Source organism: Brevibacterium sp. K11IcPPYGO002, from assembly GCF_050920635.1.
GTDB lineage: Bacteria > Actinomycetota > Actinomycetes > Actinomycetales > Brevibacteriaceae > Brevibacterium.
Map to the genome: position 1 here is coordinate 3,708,373 of NZ_CP131929.1, position 17,869 is coordinate 3,726,241.

The following is a 17,869-nucleotide window of genomic DNA, read 5'->3' on the forward strand; positions in this document are numbered from 1 at the left end:
CCGCCATCGAAGAGTCGCGATTTCTCAGCCGATCTTCAGGAAGCGCAGAATCTATTCTGCACCAGGCTTTCCATCGATCATGTGTCGAACCGGTTTCAGATCTGCAACACAGCTCATGATTCACCCATTTGTCATGGTCCGGACACGGAAACGGCGCCCGAGGATTGCCTCCTCGGGCGCCGTCATCAGCGATTCGCTGCCACCTCAGGCGTCGCCGCCGGTAAGTGCATAGGCCTCGTCGACCGGCGTCTCATCGATATGCCCGTCGACGCGACGCAGTGCCTTCCACCCGAGCGAGATGACGACGACCGACAGCAGCACGGCCCCGGCACCGAAGAGGTACGGAGATCCCGCACTGATGGATTCCGATACCGCACCGGCGACGATCGGCGCCACGGCACCGCCGATGAAACGCACACCCGAATAGGTGCCAGAGGCAACCGGACGAGGCAGGTCGCTGACCTCCATCGCCGATTCGGTGAACACCGTATTGAGCACACCCAGAAGCATGCCGGCCACGATGATGCAGACGACGATCCCGACCAGCGATTCGACGAGAAAGGACATGACACCCAGCAGCACGGCGAGCGCGACGAGAGTGACGATGAGGCTGCGACGGCGCCCCATCCGCTTGGTCAGCACGGGAGCGCCGAACACCGAGGTGATCGCCACGCAGATGCCCCAACCGAAGAAGACGTAGCCGAGGCCCATGGCGCCGAAGTCCTCCATGCCCAGCTTCGCGGCGGCCGCCTCGACGGGGAACGGACTGTAGGCCAGCAGAATGAAGAAGCCGAAGTTGTACAGCAGAGCGGAGACGCCGAGGATGGCCACCCCCGGACGAGCGAGCGCTCGGAACGTGGCGCTGAGCCTGATCGGCTCCGCCGAAGCCCCTGTCGAGCTCGTGCCGCCCGGCAGCAGCACGATGATCGCGATGAAGCCGATGGCCATGAGGACTGCGGTGCCGAAGAACGGTCCGCGCCAGGAGATGCCCCCGAGGAGTCCGCCGAGCAGCGGGCCGGTGGCGATGCCGACGCCGAGAGCCGCCTCGTAGAGGATGATCGCTTTCTCCGCACCGCCGGACGCGGCGCCGACGATCGTCGACAGAGCGGTGGAGATGAACAGTGCGTTGCCCAGACCCCAACCGGCGCGGAAGCCGATGATCTGGTCGACGGAACCGGAGAATCCGGCCAGAGCCGCGAACGCGACGATGAGCACAAGACCGATGAGCAGCGTGGTCTTCGCGCCGATGCGGGATGACAGGAAGCTCGTGAAGAACATCATTCCGCCGGTGATGAACAGGTAGCTGGTGAACAGCAGCATCGATTGGGCGGGGCTGGCGTCGAGCTCGGCCGAGATGGCCGGCAGGATCGGATCGACCAAGCCGATGCCCATGAAGGCGATGACCGCGGCGAACGCGACCGCCCACACGGCTCGTGGCTGGCGAAGGATCGACGTTCCCGCCCCGGGATCGCCGGGCGTTTCGTCCCCTGTTGTTTCGTTGTCTGCTGACGCTCTCATCTGCTGGTCGCGTCCCCTTTCCTGTGGTGCGTCCGCTTCGAAATCAGTTCCGGAAGCGTGGTTGAAAAACTGCGATGTGTTCGGCGGCTAGCCCGCGTCCGAGTCCGAATCCGGGCCCTCGATCTGCTCGATCTGCTCGTCGACGCCGTCGACCGGGTGGCGGTCCTTGAGAAAGTCCGATACCAGTCCCAGCGCACGATCGACGCTCTGCCGCTCCTCGACGCTCAGCGACTCGAAGTACGGCTGCATCTGCTCGATCATGATCGCCCGGTTCTCCGCCAGCCGCGCCCGACCGGCATCGGTGAGCGAGAACTGCGAAGCGCGACCATCCGTGGGGCTGGGCTCGCGCACGACGAGCCCGGCTTCCTCGAGTTTGGCGAGGAGCTTCGTCGCCGCGGGCTGAGAACTGAGATACCCTTGCGCAAAATGACCGACGCGGACAGGTTGATACTGCTCGACGACGGCGAGCGCACGCAGCGCCGCCAGTGAGTTCTCGTTGCCGATCACTCGTCGAAACGCTCTGGTCAGGCGCGACGAGACGACAACGAGCCGAGATACGAGTTCGGCCGAATCCACATCATCCATAACTTATTTATATACCCAGGTTATGCATTTCGGCAAATCAGCCCCACCCGAATGTCACCATGTGACGGACCTCACGGCCGCCTCGGTGACGGTCGTGCTAACCTGGCCTCACATGTTCCGGGGACGGTGAAAATCCGTACCGGCGGTCACAGTCCGCGACCCGCTCGCATTCGTGCAGGCGGTTGATTCGGTGAAATTCCGAAACCGACAGTCAGAGTCTGGATGGGAGGAGCATGGTGGCCTCGGCCGCTGTGTTCGGTGCATTCGACCGCACCGTCGCACGCGACTGAGACGCCCTGATGGTTGCACCCGCAATATCCTCCCTCCCGGCGAAGGCTCGGGAGGTTTTTTCATGGGCACGCAGCCAGACGAGGCCGCGGAATTCACGGACCTCGAATCCGCGGCGATGGCCGCCGCTCTCAATGCGGCCCGCGAAGGAGTTCGCGGAGCGAATCCGCTGGTGGGCGCGGCAATCCTGACAGCCGACGGCCAGATCGTCACCGGTCACCACGGAGGTGCCGGAACGCCCCACGCCGAGGTGGACGCGATCACCACCGCCCACGATCTCGACATCGATCTGACCACCTCGACGCTGTTCGTCACGCTCGAGCCCTGCGCCCACCACGGCCGGACCGGCCCCTGCACCGAGGCGATCATCAACGCTCAAATCCCCTCCGTCGTCTTCGCCTCCCCCGACCCGAACCCCCTGGCCGCGGGCGGTGGAAAGACCCTCGCCGAGGCGGGGCTGACGGTCCGTTCGGGACTGTACGAAGCCGACTCCCGCGCTCTCAATGCCCGCTGGGTTCGGTCGACGACCGAGGCCCGCCCCTTCGTCACGGCGAAGATCGCGCAGAGCCTCGACGGGGCCGTCGCCGCCGCTGACGGAACCAGTCAGTGGATCACCTCGGCGGAGTCTCGCGCACACGCTCACGAAGTCCGGTCCCGAGTCGACGCCATCCTCGTCGGCACCGGCACCGCAGTGGCCGATGATCCGCGTCTCAACGCCCGCGGTCATGACGGAATCGCGCTCGACGATCAGCCGCGGCCCGTCGTGCTCGGCACCTCCGAGCTGCCGGTCACCTCGTTTCTCGCCCTCAACCCGAACACGCTGCATCTGCGCACCCATGATGTCCGGGACGCCCTGGACCAACTGCACGCCGACGGGGTGCGTTATCTTCTCGTCGAAGGAGGACCAACGGTGCTCGGCGCGTTCTTCGCCGCCGGGGTCGTCGACGAGGTCTTCTGCTATCAGGCTCCGCTGCTCATCGGCCCCGGCCGCAGCAGTGTCGAAGGCTTGGACATCGGCACCCTGTCCGATGCACTGCGACTGGTTCCCGACGATACGGAGACTCCGGCGGTCTCACGGCTCGGCCCGGACTTCCTACTGCACTTCGCAACGGCTGATCCGGAACCGACCGAACCCGGCACCCTCGGATCAGGCACGTAGCCGCCGCAGACCCCCAGCCATCACCGACTACCTCTTGAGAATCTGGAGTCACATGTTCACCGGAATCATCGAAGGACTCGGCACCATCGAGTCCATCGAGCGCACAAACGATTCAGCCGCGATCACCATCGACGCCGGCCCCCTCGTCGCCGACCTCGAACTCGGCGGCTCGCTGGCCGTCAACGGAGTCTGCCTGACCTCGACGAGGCGGCCCACCGAACAGCGCCCCGGCCTCTTCACCGCCGAGGTCATGGGCGAGACCCTCCGCCTGACCGGACTCGGCACCCTGACCACGGGCGACCGCGTCAACCTGGAACGCTGCACGCCCGCCTCGGGTCGCTTCGACGGACATGTCGTCCAAGGACATGTCGACGGCCGGGGTGAACTCCTCGACCGCATCGACCGTCCCGACTGGTCGACCCTGCGCATCGGGATCCCTGCCGAACTCGCCCCGCTGACCGCGGTCAAGGGGTCGATCGCCCTCAATGGGGTCTCCCTGACGCTGACGGCCGTGTCCGAACCGAGCGCATCCTCGGCGTGGGTGCAGGTCGGCCTCATTCCGGCCACCCTGACCCACACGACCTTCGGCGAGCTGCCGGTGGGCGCGGCCGTGAACATCGAGGTCGATGTCCTCGCGAAGTACACCGCGCGCCTCCTGTCCTTCCGCACCACCACCCAGCAAGGAGTCGATCATGACTGATCCCATCGCTCACGCCAGCCGCCTCGATCCCATCGATGCGGCCATCGCAGCCGTCGCCGCCGGCCGGCCCGTCCTCGTCGTCGATGACGAGGACCGGGAGAACGAGGGCGACCTCATCATGGCCGCCGAGTTCGCCGATGCCGCGACGATGGGCTTCTTCGTCCGGCACACCTCGGGCGTCATCTGCGCACCCATGACCGCCGACCGGGCCGCCGCCCTGCGTCTGCCGCCGATGGTCACCGACAACGAGGATCCGAAGGGCACGGCCTACACGATCAGCTGCGACGCAGTCGGGGTGACCACGGGAATCAGCGCCGCCGAACGCGCCGAGACCGGTCGAGTCCTCGCCGCCGCCGATCCGGATCCGGCGGCGATCTCAAGGCCCGGGCACATCTTCCCGCTCGTCGCGAAGAACGGCGGGGTCCGCGAACGTCCCGGCCACACCGAGGCCGGGGTCGAGTTCGCGCGTCTGGCCGGTGCGCAGCCGGTGGCGATGATCGCCGAGGTGGTCCACGACGATGGGTCGATGATGCGCTTCGACGCGGTGCGCGACTTCGCCGACGCCCACGACCTCGTCATGGTCTCCATCGAACAGCTCATCGCCTACCTCGAGCGGGGTGACGAGAGTGCGTCGAGCGACTCCGCGGCGGCAGTTCCATCGGCCCCGGCTGTGTCGCCGACCTCAGCCGTGTCGTCGACTGCGGACGATTCCCGCACCGAGGCGGCCGCCTCGGTGAACATCGCCGGTGCACCCGGCGGGGACGAACCGGTTGAGGCGACCGCGGAGGTGGCTCTGCCTTCGGAGCACGGCAGCCTGCGGGCCCGCGCGTTCACGATCAACGGGCATGACCACCTCGGCGTGTTTGCGGGGTCCCCGGATTCCGACTCAGCGGGTCCGGCACCTCTCGTGCGGCTGCACTCTGAGTGCCTGACCGGGGACGTCTTCGGTTCGCACCGCTGCGACTGCGGCGAGCAGCTCGACCTGGCGCTCGGACTCATCGCCGAACACGGCGGGGCGGTGCTCTATCTGACCGGTCACGAGGGTCGCGGAATCGGGCTGAGCAACAAGCTGCGCGCCTACGCTCTGCAGGATCAGGGGCGGGACACCGTCGATGCGAACCGGGACCTCGGGTTCACCGACGACGCCCGCGACTACCGTGCCGCGGCGACCATCCTGCGCTCGCTCGGGCTGACTCGCATCCGCCTGCTCACGAACAACCCGGCGAAGACCTCGGCTCTCGAAGAGCTGGGCATCACGGTCGAAGCTGTGGTTCCGCTCGAGGTCGCGGCGCGGCCGGAGAACACGCACTACCTGGCCACGAAGCGCGAACGCATGCACCATGTGCTCTCGCTGCCGGAGGTCACGGGCACAGCCGGCGCGGGCACGGGTACCGTCGGCACGGGCGCGGGCAACGGTGCAGGTGCCGCCGGGGCCGTCGCCAGCTGAAACCGGGCCCGGCCTCTCTGGCCGACCCTACTCAGAACACGAACCAGGCTCTTCGGAGCCTTCGAACAAAGGACACACTCATGGCTCATTCCGGAGCACCAGAACTCACCGTCGACGCCGCTGACCTGCGCGTCGCCATCGTCGCCGCCTCTTGGCACACCCAGATCATGGACGGACTCGTCGACGGAGCCCAGCGCGCCGCCGCCGAGGCCGGAGCCGAGGCCACGCTCATCCGCGTGCCCGGCAGCTTCGAACTGCCCGTCGCCGCCGCGCGCCTGGCACCGCATTTCGACGCGGTCGTCGCCCTCGGCGTGGTCATCCGCGGCGGCACCCCGCACTTCGACTACGTCTGCCAAGCGGCCACCGACGGCCTCAATCGGGTCGCCATCGACTCGGGCAAGCCGGTCGGCTTCGGCGTGCTCACCTGCGACACCGAACAGCAGGGACTCGACCGTGCCGGACTCGAGGGGTCGGTCGAGGACAAGGGGCATGAGGCGATGACCGCCGCCCTCGTCACCGCCCAGGCCCTGGCGCCCTACACGCAGGGCTGAGCTGCGCTCATCTTCATCGAGAAACGGGCTGAGCGTCGAGAAACGGGTGTCCACACCCGTGTTTCGACGCTCAACCCGTTTCTCGGCGCGTGCTCGTCAGAAGAGCTGGCGGATGTTCGTCCGCGCGAGGTCGATGAGTTCGTCACCCTTGCCAGAGAGCACCGTGCGGATCGCGTAGAGCGCGAAGCCCTTGGCCTGCTCGGCGGTGATCGACGGCGGCATCGACAGCTCCTGGCGTTCGGTGACGACGTCGAGGACAGCAGGTCCGTCGTAGGCGAGGAACTCGCGCACGACCTTCGGCAGGTCCTTGGACTTCTCGACGCGGAAGCCCTTGATCCCGACCGCCTCGGCGATGGTCGAGAAGTCGGGGTTGTCGAGGTCCGTTCCGAAGGTGACGAAACCGGCCGCTTTCATCTCGAGCTCGACGAAGTTGAGCGAGGAGTTGTTGTACACGACCGTCTTCACCGGCAGTTTGTTCTGCGTGAGTGTGATGAGCTCACCGAGCAGCATCGACAGTCCGCCGTCGCCGGCGAGCGCGATGGTCTGACGGTCGTCGAACGCCGATTGCACGCCGACGCTCTGGGACAGGGCATTGGCCATCGACCCGTGGCTGAAGGAGCCGATGAGGCGGCGTTTGCCGTTCATGCTCAGATACCGGGCCGCCCACACCACCGGTGAGCCGACGTCGGGGATGAAGACGGCGTCGTCATCGGCCATCTCGTCGAGGAGGCGGGTGAGATACTGCGGGTGGATCGTCCGCTTCGACGGAGTCGCCAGTTCGTCGAGGTCCTTCCGGGTCTTCTGGTAGTGCTTGGTCAGGGACTTCAGATGAGTGCTGATGCGATTGGCTTTGATCTGCGGCAGCAACGCTTCGACGGTGTCGGCGACCGTTCCGACGAGCGGAATGTCGACCTTCGTGCGCCGCCCGATCTGGGATCCGCGCACATCGACTTGGATGACGGTGGCGTCCTCGGGGTAGAACTGCTGGTAGGGCAGGTCGGTGCCGAGCATGAGCAGGGTGTCGCAGTCCTTGAGTGCGGCGTAGCCGGAGGAGAATCCGAGCAGACCGGTCATGCCCACGTCGTAGGGGTTGTCGGGTTCGACGAATTCCTTGCCGCGCATCGTATGGACGATCGGGGCCTGGAGCTTCTCGGCGATGGCGAGCAGCTCGTCGTGGGCGCCCTCGGTGCCGGCACCGGCGAGGATCGTCGTCTTCTTGCCCTTGTTGAGCGCCTTGGCCGCGGCTTCGACCTGGGAGGCTGCGGGGATCATGTGCGACGGGTAGGCCTTGACCACCTCGGCGGCGGCATCGATGTCGGCGAGGCCGATATCGCCGGGGATGACGAGGACGGCGACACCGCGCTTCTCGATGGCCTCACGCATGGCGATGCGCAGCAGGCGGGGCATCTGCTCGGCCGAGGAGACGTTTTCGACGTAGACGCTGCAATCGCGGAACAGTTCGGTCGGGTGGGTCTCCTGGAAGTAGTTCGAGCCGATCTCGTCGCTGGGGATCTGGGCGGCGATGGCCAGCACGGGAACCCGCGAACGCTGGGCATCGAAGAGTCCGTTGATGAGGTGGAGGTTGCCGGGTCCGCAGCTGCCGGCGCAGACCGCGAGTTCACCGGTCAGGGCGGCCTCGCCGCTGGCGGCGAAGGAGGCGGCTTCCTCGTGGCGGACATGGACCCATTCGAGCTGCGGGTTGACGCGGAGGGCATCGGTGAACCCGTTGAGCGAATCTCCCGGGATGCCGTAGACGCGCTTGACTCCGCTGGCGACAAGGGTATCGACGATGTTTCTGGCGACGGTGGGCATTGACTTCCTTCCGTTGAAACACGAACGCCGGGGATGCGCTGGTGCGTACCCCGGCAGGGGCTGCCCCGCGCTCGGGGCCGTGACCGCGCTTTCAGTCTAATCCCGGGCTCCCCGGCCGACGCTGTCCGATTCCTCACCCTCCGATGCGGGAATATCTCCCTGATCGGTCAGGGAAGAACCTCGCCGAGGCGGCCCTGACGGATGGGTTCACATGTGCGGAAACCTCCGCCGAGGTGCCCGCCGGAAGGCCCGCAGGAGAACCCAGCCGATGTGTCAAGCAATTTTCCATATCTGCGAAACGTGTAAAAAATTCGGCGATTTTTTTACATGTTTCGTGAACGTGGCAATAGACTTATCACATGTGGACACCGACTGAGCCATATAACGAACTGCGCAAACCGCCCGTTGCGAGTCTCGAATCCAGGGACGTTCTCAAGTCGACGACGGAGGCGCGAGCCGGGTTGGCCGCTCTTGACCAGGCGGTGCATCGCCTGCCCAATCCGTCGATTCTGCTCAATGCGGTCACACTTCTCGAAGCACAGGCAAGCTCGGAAATCGAGAACATCGTGACGACCACAGACGAACTCTTTCAACTCGCATCAGTCGAGGGAACCCATGCCAATCCTGCTACCCGAGAAACCCTCCGCTACAGGACCGCACTGTACACAGGAATCGCTTCGCTGAATTCTCGGCCCCTATCGACCACTACTGCCACGCAGGTCTGCTCGAGCGTCAATGGTCGAGACATGCAGATCCGCGACCTTCCGGGGACTTTCATCGGGGACCCCGTCGCACACACTGTTCGGTACACCCCACCGGATGGCCCCGTCGTCATTGCCGACAAACTCGACGATTGGGAACGTTTCGTCCACGGGGAGCACGAGCTCGATCCCCTGGTAGTCATGGCGGCAGCTCATTATCACTTCGAAGCAATCCACCCGTTCCCCGATGGGAACGGACGCACTGGGCGAATACTCAACATCCTCATGCTCATCGAGTCCGATCTTCTGCGAGAACCGGTCCTTTACCTCTCCCGGTACATCATCGAAAACAAGAACGAGTACTATCGGCTGCTGCTCGAAGTCACGAAGAATTCGGCGTGGGAGGAGTGGATTCTCTTCATGCTCGAAGGAGTGCGGCAAACGGCAGAGTTGATTCTCGGTCTCATCGACGAGATTCAAGCACTGCAGGAAGATTTCCGAACCGAGATGAGAGCGAAGACGACAGTCGGCGCCAATTCCGACGTGCTCGACCTGCTGTTCGAACGCCCTTACTGCCGAATCGTCGATGTCATCGAACGCAGTGAAGTCTCTCGGCCGACTGCCTCCAAATGGCTGAACGAGCTCGTATCCCAGTCAATGCTGGAGACCGTCAAAGTCGGCAGAGACCGCCTCTTCATCAACTCACGACTGCTGAAGGTGCTGTCCCGACCTTCCTGACCCCTCACGCACCCGCTCCACCCCTCAGGTCCGCGCCGACAGCGCGGTCGCCAGGGTGAGCAGCCCGGCCATGGCCACCGCCATCATCGGGTACCCGCCGAGTACCCCGGCCAGTGCGGGACCGGCAACCGGTGCCAGGGCCGTACCGGCGGTGATCGGGGCGACGAAGACCCCGTTGACGGCCCCGAAGTTCCTCGTGCCCCACCGGTCGGAGACCGCCGTGGCCTGCAGCAGAGTCATGCAGCCGCGCACTCCGCCGCCGAGCATGGCGATGCCGATGAGCAGCCAGATCGGTCCGGGAATCAGGGCGAGCAGCCACAGGCCGACGGCTCCCGAGGCGAAGAGGACGACCGTGCGCGCCCGCGTCGACGTGTGCCGCTCGAGGCTCGGATAGCCGAATCGTCCCGCGACCTGACCAAAGCCGACGAGCCCGAGCGCGATGGCGGCCAGGCTGTAGTCGGCACCGCGTTCGATGATGAGCGGGATGATGTTGATCGTCACCGCGAAGAGGGTGAACGTGGCGATCGCGACGGCGATCTGCAGGGTGATGAAGCGCGGGTGCCGCGTGACCTGGCGCAGTTCGTCCCGGCTCGGCTTCACCAGCGACGCGGCTGCCTCGTCCGTCCAGGTCCGGTTGAGGAAGAACAGATGCATCGGCAGGGCAAGGACCACAAGCAGACCGGCGAGCACCCAGTAGGTTCCGCGCCACCCGCAGACGTCGATGAGCCACGCGATGATCGGGGCGAACACCGTCGAGGCGAGCCCGCCGACGAGCGTGATCGTCGTCAGCGGCTTCGTCCTCTCGGACCCGTACCAGCGGGTGACGACGGTGAACGCCGGCGGATAGAGGGTCGCGGCTTGGGCGAAGCCGGCGAGGACCCAGGCGAGGAAGAACACGGGAAGGTTCGGTGCGATCGCGACGAGGGCGAGCGCGACGACCCCGATGACCGTTCCGGTCCCCATGATCAGCTTCGGTCCGTGCACGTCGAGAAGACGCCCGACGCTCGGTCCCACCAGTGCGGAGACGATGAGCCCGACGGTCAGCGCCGCCGTCACCGTCGTGTGGCTCCAGCCCGTATCGTCCGAGATCGGGGTGACCGCGACCGGCAGCGAGTAGTAGAGCAGTCCCCAGCAGACGAGTTCGGCCACGCACAGCGCCGCCAGTCCTCCGCGCGGCTTATCGGTCGTCATCGGTGACCTCGCCGAGGTGGTGCGGATCGAGAGGGGAGCGAACGCCGTCGACGTCAGCACCCCCGCCGAGGTGGCCCGACGTCCCCGCCCCGGCCGCGGTCCGCAACCAGTGCAGTGCCGTATCCCACGGGATGCGTTCCTGTTCGAGCCTGACGCTGCCTTCGGCGCGGAGCCGTTCGAGGGTCCGCGCCTCGGTGCCGGTGAGGGTGCTGAAGGCGCCCGTCGTCGGTGTCGGTTCCGGCACCCACAGGTCGGCGTGGGCGAGCAGGGTCGCTTCGTCCATGAGCACGGATTCGACCTTCGGCAGGTGGCTGCGTAGGCGGTTGAGGATCGCGAATCCGTGGGAGTCGAGGTCGCCCCAATAGATCACGCGCGCTCCGGCGATCCAGTCCAGGCGAGCGACCCCGTCGACGGCATAACCGGACCCGTGCACGGCCACGGCGCCTGGCCATTCCGGCATGGCGAGCACGGATTCGAGGTTCTCGAAGACGAAGACCAGCCGCGGCGAAACGGGCAGTCGTCCGAGCTGGGAGATCGGTGCGGTGACGTCCTCGAGTGGGACGTCGAGGAGCCTCGGATCGAGGATGCGCATGCGCAGTCGCGGTTCGGCATCGAGGACGGTCACCGCATCCGCGCGGCCGATCCCGGTCAGCAGAGCAGTGACGAGGCTGCGGTGGGTCTCGAACCACTTCGAGTCGACTCCGCGGATGGGCAGCTGCCTCGGCCGCAGCGAACCGAGTCGATGAGCGCCCAGCCAGTCGACGACGTCGACGACCGTCGCGAAGGCGGGGGCGGACAACGAGAGGATTCGCTTCGCCTGCGACCGGATCGCCGCGGCAAGGGAGGCCCCGTCTTCAACAGCCTCGGCATCTGCGTCACCGATCGCTTCGGTGCCGTTCGATGCGGGTCCCAAACGTTCTCGGATCAGCTGAGCCCGGTCGCGTAGGATCCGCCAGTCTCGGGCGGTGTCGCCGCCGACGAAAGCGGCCACCTCGGCGGGCGTGGTCAGTCGCAGCCGGACGGGGACCTGCTGACGGCCGACGCGGGTCCAGTTGCAGTCGTCCCAATCAATGGTGAATCCCGCGGTATCCCCTGCCTTGCCTTCGAGCGCCCGCCAATTCGCCGCCCAGTTCGCGGCGGCAGCCTGATCGGTGAGCACCTGCTTCTCCGTCGGCGGGTGGAGGGCGATCTCGACTCGCACTTCTTCGACGTGCTCCGCCGCCCAGGCGGCCATGGACGACGTCAGGCGCTTGCGCGCCTTCGCTCGGGCCTCGGCGACGGAGAGCATCGTCATTGGGCGTCCGACTCCTCGAACTCGAGCTCGACTTCACCGTCCACACGGACGCTCTCGGAGTTGTCCGACCCCGTGGAATCACCTGTCCCACCAGCGCCGACCGACTCCTCGCCCGCGCCATCAGCCGAATCCGACTCCGAGCCCGACTCCGTTCCGGAAGCCTCCCCGCGCACGGCCTCGTCCCACACCATCGTCGAGGTCAGGGTCTTCTGCCGGCTCGGATTCTCGATCGAGGTCGCCGCTCCCACGTAGGGTTCGATCGTCTGCAGCAGCTTCTGCGGGGTGGCGAGCACCATGTGGAACCCGAACTCGATGAAGATGTCGAGAGCCATCCGGGTGTAGCGGGTGTCGGCTTTGTCGAAGGCCTCGTCGAGGATGATCGTGCCGTATTTCGAGATCGCCTCGTCCGGGTCGGCGAGCTGATACCGCAGCGCTGCCGCCAGGCAGAAGATCACGAGCTTCTGCTGCTGGCCACCGGACATCGCAGCGCCCGAATCGTAGGTGGCGTGCGCGCGCCCGTGATCGTCGATCTCCTCGGCGAGGAAGCTCACGTGCAGACGGGTGTCCAGGCATTGGGTCTTCCACACCTTGTCGACATGCTCGCTGGAGGCGAATCGGCGCATCACCTCGGCGAGGGTGTCGTACTTCTTCTCCGCGGTCTCCATATCGTCCTCGCCCCAGCTACCGCTGGCGACGAGTCGAAGATCGGCGATGAAGGCGTTGACGGTCTCGGAGCGGCGGGTCTTGACCTTGAGCCGCAGGTACCGGTCCTCGTCGAACTGCGAGCGCAGCAGGGACGAATTGATCGGGGCGACCCGATCCTCGATCTCGCGCGGGGCGGCGTGGATCTCGTTGAGGAGTTCGCCGATGAGGTCACGGGAGCGCTGCTGAAGCAGATCCCGGAAACGGTTCTCATGGTCGGGCAGGCCGTGCGCTTCGATCTCATCGAGCATCGCCAGATAGGCCCGACGATCATCGACTTCGGCTGTGAGCTGGGACGATACCGACGGCCATGCGGCCTTGAACTCGGCGGCCAGTCGCGTCACGGACTGCCCCGACCGGCTTGCTTCGGCCTGTGCCCGGTCCTTCTCCTCCTGCAGCACCTGCGAGACCTGCTGGCCCACCTCGGCGAGGTTCTCCCGCTTGATGCTGCGTTGGATCTTCCGGAAGCGTTCGTCGAGCTGTTCGCCGAGGTGGCCCTCCACCTCCGCGATGCTACCGGAGTTGACGTCGTCTTCGATCCGGGTGATGTTCGAGCGCAGACCCGTCGATTCTTCGTTCGCTCGGCGCAGGGCATAGTCGGCTTCGGACCTCGCGGTCTCGGCCGTGTCCTTGACTGCTTTCGCCTCGCGTTCGGCGCCGATCGCCTGCTGCAGATCGCCGTCGGCGTCTTCGAGTTCGGCCAGCTGCCGTTCGAGAGTCGTGACTCTCTCGGCCGCACCGTCGCGGTCGACGTCGCGCCAGGACTGTTCGCGAATGCCGGCGAGGATGCCGCGGCGGCGGTGAGCCTGTGCGGTTTCGGCGTCGGCGGCCGCGACCACCTGTTCGGCGGCGGCCAGTTCCGACTGAGCCTCTTTGAGGGATTCGACGAGGGCTTCGAGTTTCGCTTCGCGGTCGCCGAGGACCCATTGGCTGCGATCGTCGATGGCCCGCCGGTCGTCTTTTTCGTAGCGGGTGCGTGAGGTCTTGATCTGTCCTTTGACGGTGACGGCGCGCGGGTGGTCGTCGAGTTCGTCGGGGTAGTCGACGCAGGCGAAGTCGAATCGTTCGGACAAGGTGGTCCGGACCCAGTCGCCGAAGCCGGTGTCGGAGACACGCACCTTGGTCACCAGCGACTTCTCACTGCCGACGGGCCGAGGGCTCGGCACCGAGTGCGGGATCTCCTCGAAGACGAGTCGGCCGCGGATGCGATGGGCGTCGACCCAGGTGCGCACTGCCGAGAGGTTCTCCGCCCGGACGAGGACGGTCAGTGCCATGGGGCGCAGCACTCGTTCGATCGCGCCGGTCCACCGGGCCTCGTCGGGGTCGACTTCGATGAGTTCGGCGGCGAACGGCAGCGCCTTCTCACTCAGACCGGTGCCGGCAGCGAGTTCGGAGCGGATCGCCAGGAGGTTGTTCGGCACAGTCGATCCGGACCGGCGCAGCGATTCGATCTCACCTTCGAGTTCGCGCACCTTGGCCCTCGCTTGGGAGAACCGGTCATGGTCGGCGTGGCTGGGCCCGGCGACCTGCGTGTCGTCGTCGAGGCTGGACGCGATCTGGGCCTGGAGTTCGGCGAATTCGGCGGCCGTGGTCGGGGCGTGCTCGATGCCGGCCTGTTCGAGCTGTCGGGCCAGTGACGCCCAGCGTTCGGCGATGGCGCGGCGTTCGGTCTCGGCTGTGTCGATGCGCTGCTGCAGGTGTTCGGCCTCGGAACCGCCGAGTTCGAGAGTGGCTCGCCTGGCCAAGTCGTATTCGTCGACGGCGGCATCGAACTCGCGTTTCGCGCGGTCGGCGGTGACTTCGAGTTCGACGATCTGCCGCGTCAGCGCCGACAGATCGGCACGCAGGATGTCGAGCTCACGCCGTTTCTGGTACGGCAGCAGGGCTTCGCTCAGGGCGATCGACTTCGCGGCGATGTCATTGGCGGTCTCGAAGCGGGAGGCGGCTTCACGCAGCTGGAGCAGGTGGTCGCGCTGTTTGCGCAGCTGGACGACATGGTCGTGAGCGTCCTTGAGGTCACCGAACTGGGCGACGGCAGTGTCTGCGAGGTCGAAGGTCACCGGGGTTTCGAGCATATGTTCCCGGAAGAGCCGGTCGAGGCTGTCGAGGCTCTTCGCCGACTGGGTCTTGTGCAGCAGCTGCAGGGCGGACTCGTCGGCCATGCCGAAGGTCTTGCGCATCCGTGCATAGAACTTCCCGTGGGATCCGTTCGAGGTGATGACGGCATCAGGATGGTCGGCCTTGAGTTTGCGGGTCTCGAGGCCGGACCGGGCATAGTGCTGCAGGTCGGAGAGGTCGAGGTCGGCACGCTCGAGGACGCAGGCGTCGGAGAGGTCCGTCGCCTTCGTGGCCGACCCCTTGATGAAGAAGAGCCGGGCCAAGGACAGAGGTCTGTCGCTGCCGTTGTCGTAGCGGAGGATGATTCCGCTCCAGGTGGCGCGCGGCCGCAGATACTTGCTGACGACGCGGTCTTCTTCGGAGTCGGCGGTCCGGGTCCAGGCCCCGCGGACGTAGCTGACGAGGCTGCGCTGGTCGAGACGAGCACCCGCGGTCTGAGCGGCGACGTTGAAGCGCAGCCACTTGTCCGGGGTGAGGACGGCGGCGATGCCGTCGAGCAGCGATGATTTGCCGGAACCGGAAGGACCGGTGATGAGGTGGCCTTTGTGGGAGACGGGGATCCGGTGGATATCCGAGTCGAAGGTGCCCCAGTTCGCGATCTGGATCTCGCTCAGCCGCCACTGGCTGCCGACGTCGGGTCGGTTCGCTCCGCGGGCGCGCGCCTGATCGGCGACGAACGCCGCGTCGAGCGGGAAGAGTGCCTCGGTCACGCGTCGTCCTCCTCGGTGACGGTGTCTGCATCGGTTTCGGTGGCGGCGACGGAACCGTCGTCGGGCTCCTCCCCCGCCTCGGCGCCGGCATCGACTTCGGGTTCCTCTCCGGCGTCCGTCTCACCTGCGGCGATGCGTTCGTAGACGGCGATGAGCTCACGCACGCGATCCTCGTCGATGAGGAACTTCACCATCGGGGAGATCTCGAAGCGGTCCTCGCCGGCTTTGTGGAGCACCCGCAGCCGGTTGCTCATCCGCGACCACGCGCCGTTGAGGTTGCGTTGGAACGTCGATTCGTCGCCGGTGCGGTAGATAGCGAGGCGCTCGTAGACCTCTTCGCGGTCGACGATGACGCGCTTCTCCCCCGGTGCGGCCAGCAGCAGCTGTCGGAGCACGAGCAGCATGGCCGTGTCGAGGAAGGTCAGGCGTTCGCTGCGCACTGCGGCGGGGGCGTCGATTTCGTCGGTGACGATTTTGCGGGTGAACGCGAATTCGTCGACGCGGTCGATGACGAGGTCGAGGAACAGGTCATGCAGGCGTGAGCGGACGAGGCTTTCGTCGGCGACGAGCGCGGCCCACAGCTGCGGGGCCTGGGTGCCGGACACGTATGGTCCCTTGAGCAGTTCGAGCAGCACTCGGCGGGTGCGCTCTCCCAGCGTTCCTGTGTCTCCGGACCACAGTCCACTGGGGTTGTGGTCGAAACCGTCCGCGGATGTCGTGGTCGACTCGGCGACAGAATCGGTGGATTCCCTCGCCGAGGCGGCTCCCGCCTCGGCGCCGAATGTGCGCTCATCTGCCGGTGAGGTCCGGTGGGCACCATTGCGGGCTTCCACCTCGGCGGGGGCTGTGTCGTTGTCGTGGTCGGTGGGGCTCATAGGGTGATGCCTTCGGTGAAGTAGTGGCGGCGGATCGCGGCGGTGCGGGCGATGCCGTCGACGCCGGTCCACGTGAGGATTTCGCGGTTGCCGACATCGACGTGGCCATAGGTGCTGGCCAGGGACAATAACCCGACGACGCTGGCCAGGCCCTGGGTCGCGGGGTGGGTCTCGAGCACCTCGGCGACGGAGGCTTCATGGGTGGAGGTGAGTGAGGAGTTGATGTTTTCGGTGAGCTCGGCGAAGTCGATCTCCGATTCGCGAGCGACGGCGATGAGTTCGGCGAAGTCGATCTCCGAGTCAGTGGCCTCGCCGAGTTCCGCTCCGGCATCGAACTCCTCGGGGTCGTGGAGGATGACCTCACCGACGCTGCCCAGCGACACGCTTGAGAGTTCGAGGTCGATGCCGATCTCATCGTAGGGCTTGAGCTCCTGCGACACGGGCGCGGCCGCGGCGAGGCCCTCCTGGAGCAGGGTGCGCATGACGCGGTCGCGTTGGAATTCGTGGGAGTGGACGTAACGACGCAGGCCCCGGGCGAATTCGGTGAGGATGTCCGAGACCTCGTGGGAGCCGTCCTTCATCTGGCGCATCAAGGTGCGCAGGGAGCGACGGGTGGCAAGGGAGAGGGTGGCGGAGAAGTCCCGGTCGAGGATGGCCGCGATGTCGTCGTCGAAGGAGGCGGACTGTTCGGGGTCACGGACGAGTGCGGAGAACGCCGAGAACGTGCGGCCCTCGTCAGAGGACTCGATGAGGTCCACGCCGCGGAAGACTTCGTCCAGTACTTGTGATTGGGAGTCCTCGGCGGCCAGTATCGAGATCCGCAGCTCCTGGTTGAGCTCTTCGAAGCGGGCACGCACGCGGGCGAAGTCGGCGGGCAGACCCTGTGCCTGTTGGAGGATGTCGCCCACGCGTTCGTTTGCGCGCCTGCGGTCGAGGACGACCGAACGCGGGTCGCCGCGACGGACGCGGGCGATCTCGGCATCGATGCGGTCGCGTTCGGCGCGGAGAGCAGCCAGTCGACGGGAGCTGTCCGGGTCGGTGTCGATGGCCAGCTGACGCACGGACTGGGCGAGGCTGACCAGCCGGGATTCGGTGGCGGTCTGCGGAGGTGTGCGCAGCTGTTCGAGCATGCGGATGGCGTCGAAGCCGGCGGCGGAGAGCTCGTAGGTCTCGCCTCTGGCCCCGGTGGCGGGCCGGCGGACGAGGATCTCCGCGCGTCGCCAGTCATCACAGTAGGCCTTCGCGGTCCGCAGCGAGAGGTCGAAGTGGTCGCGGAGCTCTTCGAGGTCGGCATCGATGCTTTCGTGCAGATCCTCGGTGTTCATCCTCGTGCCGGGCCTGCCGAGGTGGGCGTCGAGGGTTCCGGCCATGACGGCGAGGTTGTCGGCCCGGAGCATGCGCAGGGTGGCATTCGATTCGAGCAGTCGCCGGTAGGCGAGTGCGGAGGACAGGGCGGACATAGCAACTATTCTCGATGCAC

13 protein-coding genes and 1 riboswitch are annotated in these 17,869 nt (G+C 66.2%); of the genes, 5 read left to right on the plus strand and 8 right to left on the minus strand.

Translation table 11 applies throughout. The annotated features are described in order from the left end of the window. Positions 1-204: 204 nt before the first annotated feature. Entirely contained in the window at positions 205-1,518 is a 1,314-nt protein-coding gene (locus QYM46_RS17020) for an MFS transporter (RefSeq protein WP_169253387.1), read from the minus strand. Positions 1,519-1,605: 87 nt separating this feature from the next. Beyond that, positions 1,606-2,103, minus strand: coding sequence for a MarR family winged helix-turn-helix transcriptional regulator (locus QYM46_RS17025; protein ID WP_169253388.1), 498 nt, complete (start codon positions 2,101-2,103; stop codon positions 1,606-1,608). Between the two features lie 109 nt (positions 2,104-2,212). Next, a riboswitch (FMN riboswitch) is annotated at positions 2,213-2,341 on the plus strand. Positions 2,342-2,455: 114 nt separating this feature from the next. Between QYM46_RS17025 and ribD the strand changes: the two genes are divergently transcribed. The 4 genes from ribD (at position 2,456) to ribH (ending at position 6,248) form a co-directional block, all read left to right on the plus strand. Then, positions 2,456-3,550: a bifunctional diaminohydroxyphosphoribosylaminopyrimidine deaminase/5-amino-6-(5-phosphoribosylamino)uracil reductase RibD gene (gene ribD, locus QYM46_RS17030; RefSeq protein WP_432789911.1), complete on the plus strand. Its 1,095-nt coding sequence runs from the start codon at positions 2,456-2,458 to the stop codon at positions 3,548-3,550. A 52-nt stretch (positions 3,551-3,602) separates the two neighbouring features. Continuing rightward, positions 3,603-4,250 carry a riboflavin synthase gene (locus QYM46_RS17035; protein WP_432789912.1) on the plus strand — a complete coding sequence of 216 codons (648 nt, stop codon included), beginning with the start codon at positions 3,603-3,605 and terminating at the stop codon, positions 4,248-4,250. After that, positions 4,243-5,697 carry a GTP cyclohydrolase II gene (gene ribA, locus QYM46_RS17040; protein WP_432789913.1) on the plus strand — a complete coding sequence of 485 codons (1,455 nt, stop codon included), beginning with the start codon at positions 4,243-4,245 and terminating at the stop codon, positions 5,695-5,697. The genes QYM46_RS17035 and ribA overlap by 8 nt, the downstream gene beginning before the upstream one ends. 80 nt (positions 5,698-5,777) lie before the next feature. Then, positions 5,778-6,248 carry a 6,7-dimethyl-8-ribityllumazine synthase gene (gene ribH / locus QYM46_RS17045; RefSeq protein WP_101555311.1) on the plus strand — a complete coding sequence of 157 codons (471 nt, stop codon included), beginning with the start codon at positions 5,778-5,780 and terminating at the stop codon, positions 6,246-6,248. 96 nt (positions 6,249-6,344) lie between these two features. On the opposite strand, the gene poxB is transcribed toward ribH, so the two are convergent. Further along, the gene (gene poxB / locus QYM46_RS17050; RefSeq protein WP_432789914.1) at positions 6,345-8,060 is read right to left on the minus strand and encodes a ubiquinone-dependent pyruvate dehydrogenase; all 1,716 of its coding nucleotides are present in this window, start codon (positions 8,058-8,060) and stop codon (positions 6,345-6,347) included. Between the two features lie 359 nt (positions 8,061-8,419). On the opposite strand from poxB, the gene QYM46_RS17055 reads away from it, so the two are divergent. Next, positions 8,420-9,499 carry a Fic family protein gene (locus QYM46_RS17055; RefSeq protein WP_432789915.1) on the plus strand — a complete coding sequence of 360 codons (1,080 nt, stop codon included), beginning with the start codon at positions 8,420-8,422 and terminating at the stop codon, positions 9,497-9,499. 24 nt (positions 9,500-9,523) lie between these two features. Here QYM46_RS17055 and QYM46_RS17060 read toward each other — a convergent pair whose 3' ends face one another. From QYM46_RS17060 to QYM46_RS17080, 5 genes are read right to left on the minus strand one after another with little or no spacing between them, the layout of a single operon-like run. Then, positions 9,524-10,690, minus strand: a complete 1,167-nt coding sequence (locus tag QYM46_RS17060) for an MFS transporter (protein ID WP_432789916.1) — start codon at positions 10,688-10,690, stop codon at positions 9,524-9,526. Beyond that, positions 10,677-11,984, minus strand: a complete 1,308-nt coding sequence (locus QYM46_RS17065) for a Wadjet anti-phage system protein JetD domain-containing protein (RefSeq protein ID WP_432789917.1) — start codon at positions 11,982-11,984, stop codon at positions 10,677-10,679. Before QYM46_RS17065 ends, QYM46_RS17060 begins: the two co-directional genes overlap by 14 nt. Then, positions 11,981-15,514 carry an ATP-binding protein gene (locus QYM46_RS17070; RefSeq protein ID WP_432789918.1) on the minus strand — a complete coding sequence of 1,178 codons (3,534 nt, stop codon included), beginning with the start codon at positions 15,512-15,514 and terminating at the stop codon, positions 11,981-11,983. The genes QYM46_RS17065 and QYM46_RS17070 overlap by 4 nt, the downstream gene beginning before the upstream one ends. After that, positions 15,511-16,389 carry a DUF4194 domain-containing protein gene (locus tag QYM46_RS17075; RefSeq protein WP_432789919.1) on the minus strand — a complete coding sequence of 293 codons (879 nt, stop codon included), beginning with the start codon at positions 16,387-16,389 and terminating at the stop codon, positions 15,511-15,513. The genes QYM46_RS17070 and QYM46_RS17075 overlap by 4 nt, the downstream gene beginning before the upstream one ends. After that, positions 16,386-17,849 (minus strand): DUF3375 domain-containing protein, encoded by a 1,464-nt coding sequence (locus QYM46_RS17080; protein WP_127365028.1) that lies wholly within the window; start codon positions 17,847-17,849, stop codon positions 16,386-16,388. Before QYM46_RS17080 ends, QYM46_RS17075 begins: the two co-directional genes overlap by 4 nt. Between the last annotated feature and the right edge of the window lie 20 nt (positions 17,850-17,869).

What these genes read in the sequence shown, in the direction of transcription:
- ribH (WP_101555311.1), top strand. Translation starts at nt 5,778, where the DNA reads ATGGCTCATTCCGGAGCACCAGAACTCACCGTCGACGCCGCTGACCTG.
- QYM46_RS17055 (WP_432789915.1), top strand. Translation starts at nt 8,420, where the DNA reads ATGTGGACACCGACTGAGCCATATAACGAACTGCGCAAACCGCCCGTT.
- ribD (WP_432789911.1), top strand. Translation starts at nt 2,456, where the DNA reads ATGGGCACGCAGCCAGACGAGGCCGCGGAATTCACGGACCTCGAATCC.
- QYM46_RS17060 (WP_432789916.1), bottom strand. Translation starts at nt 10,690, where the DNA reads ATGACGACCGATAAGCCGCGCGGAGGACTGGCGGCGCTGTGCGTGGCC.
- QYM46_RS17075 (WP_432789919.1), bottom strand. Translation starts at nt 16,389, where the DNA reads ATGAGCCCCACCGACCACGACAACGACACAGCCCCCGCCGAGGTGGAA.
- ribA (WP_432789913.1), top strand. Translation starts at nt 4,243, where the DNA reads ATGACTGATCCCATCGCTCACGCCAGCCGCCTCGATCCCATCGATGCG.
- QYM46_RS17080 (WP_127365028.1), bottom strand. Translation starts at nt 17,849, where the DNA reads ATGTCCGCCCTGTCCTCCGCACTCGCCTACCGGCGACTGCTCGAATCG.
- QYM46_RS17020 (WP_169253387.1), bottom strand. Translation starts at nt 1,518, where the DNA reads ATGAGAGCGTCAGCAGACAACGAAACAACAGGGGACGAAACGCCCGGC.
- QYM46_RS17035 (WP_432789912.1), top strand. Translation starts at nt 3,603, where the DNA reads ATGTTCACCGGAATCATCGAAGGACTCGGCACCATCGAGTCCATCGAG.
- poxB (WP_432789914.1), bottom strand. Translation starts at nt 8,060, where the DNA reads ATGCCCACCGTCGCCAGAAACATCGTCGATACCCTTGTCGCCAGCGGA.
- QYM46_RS17065 (WP_432789917.1), bottom strand. Translation starts at nt 11,984, where the DNA reads ATGACGATGCTCTCCGTCGCCGAGGCCCGAGCGAAGGCGCGCAAGCGC.
- QYM46_RS17025 (WP_169253388.1), bottom strand. Translation starts at nt 2,103, where the DNA reads ATGGATGATGTGGATTCGGCCGAACTCGTATCTCGGCTCGTTGTCGTC.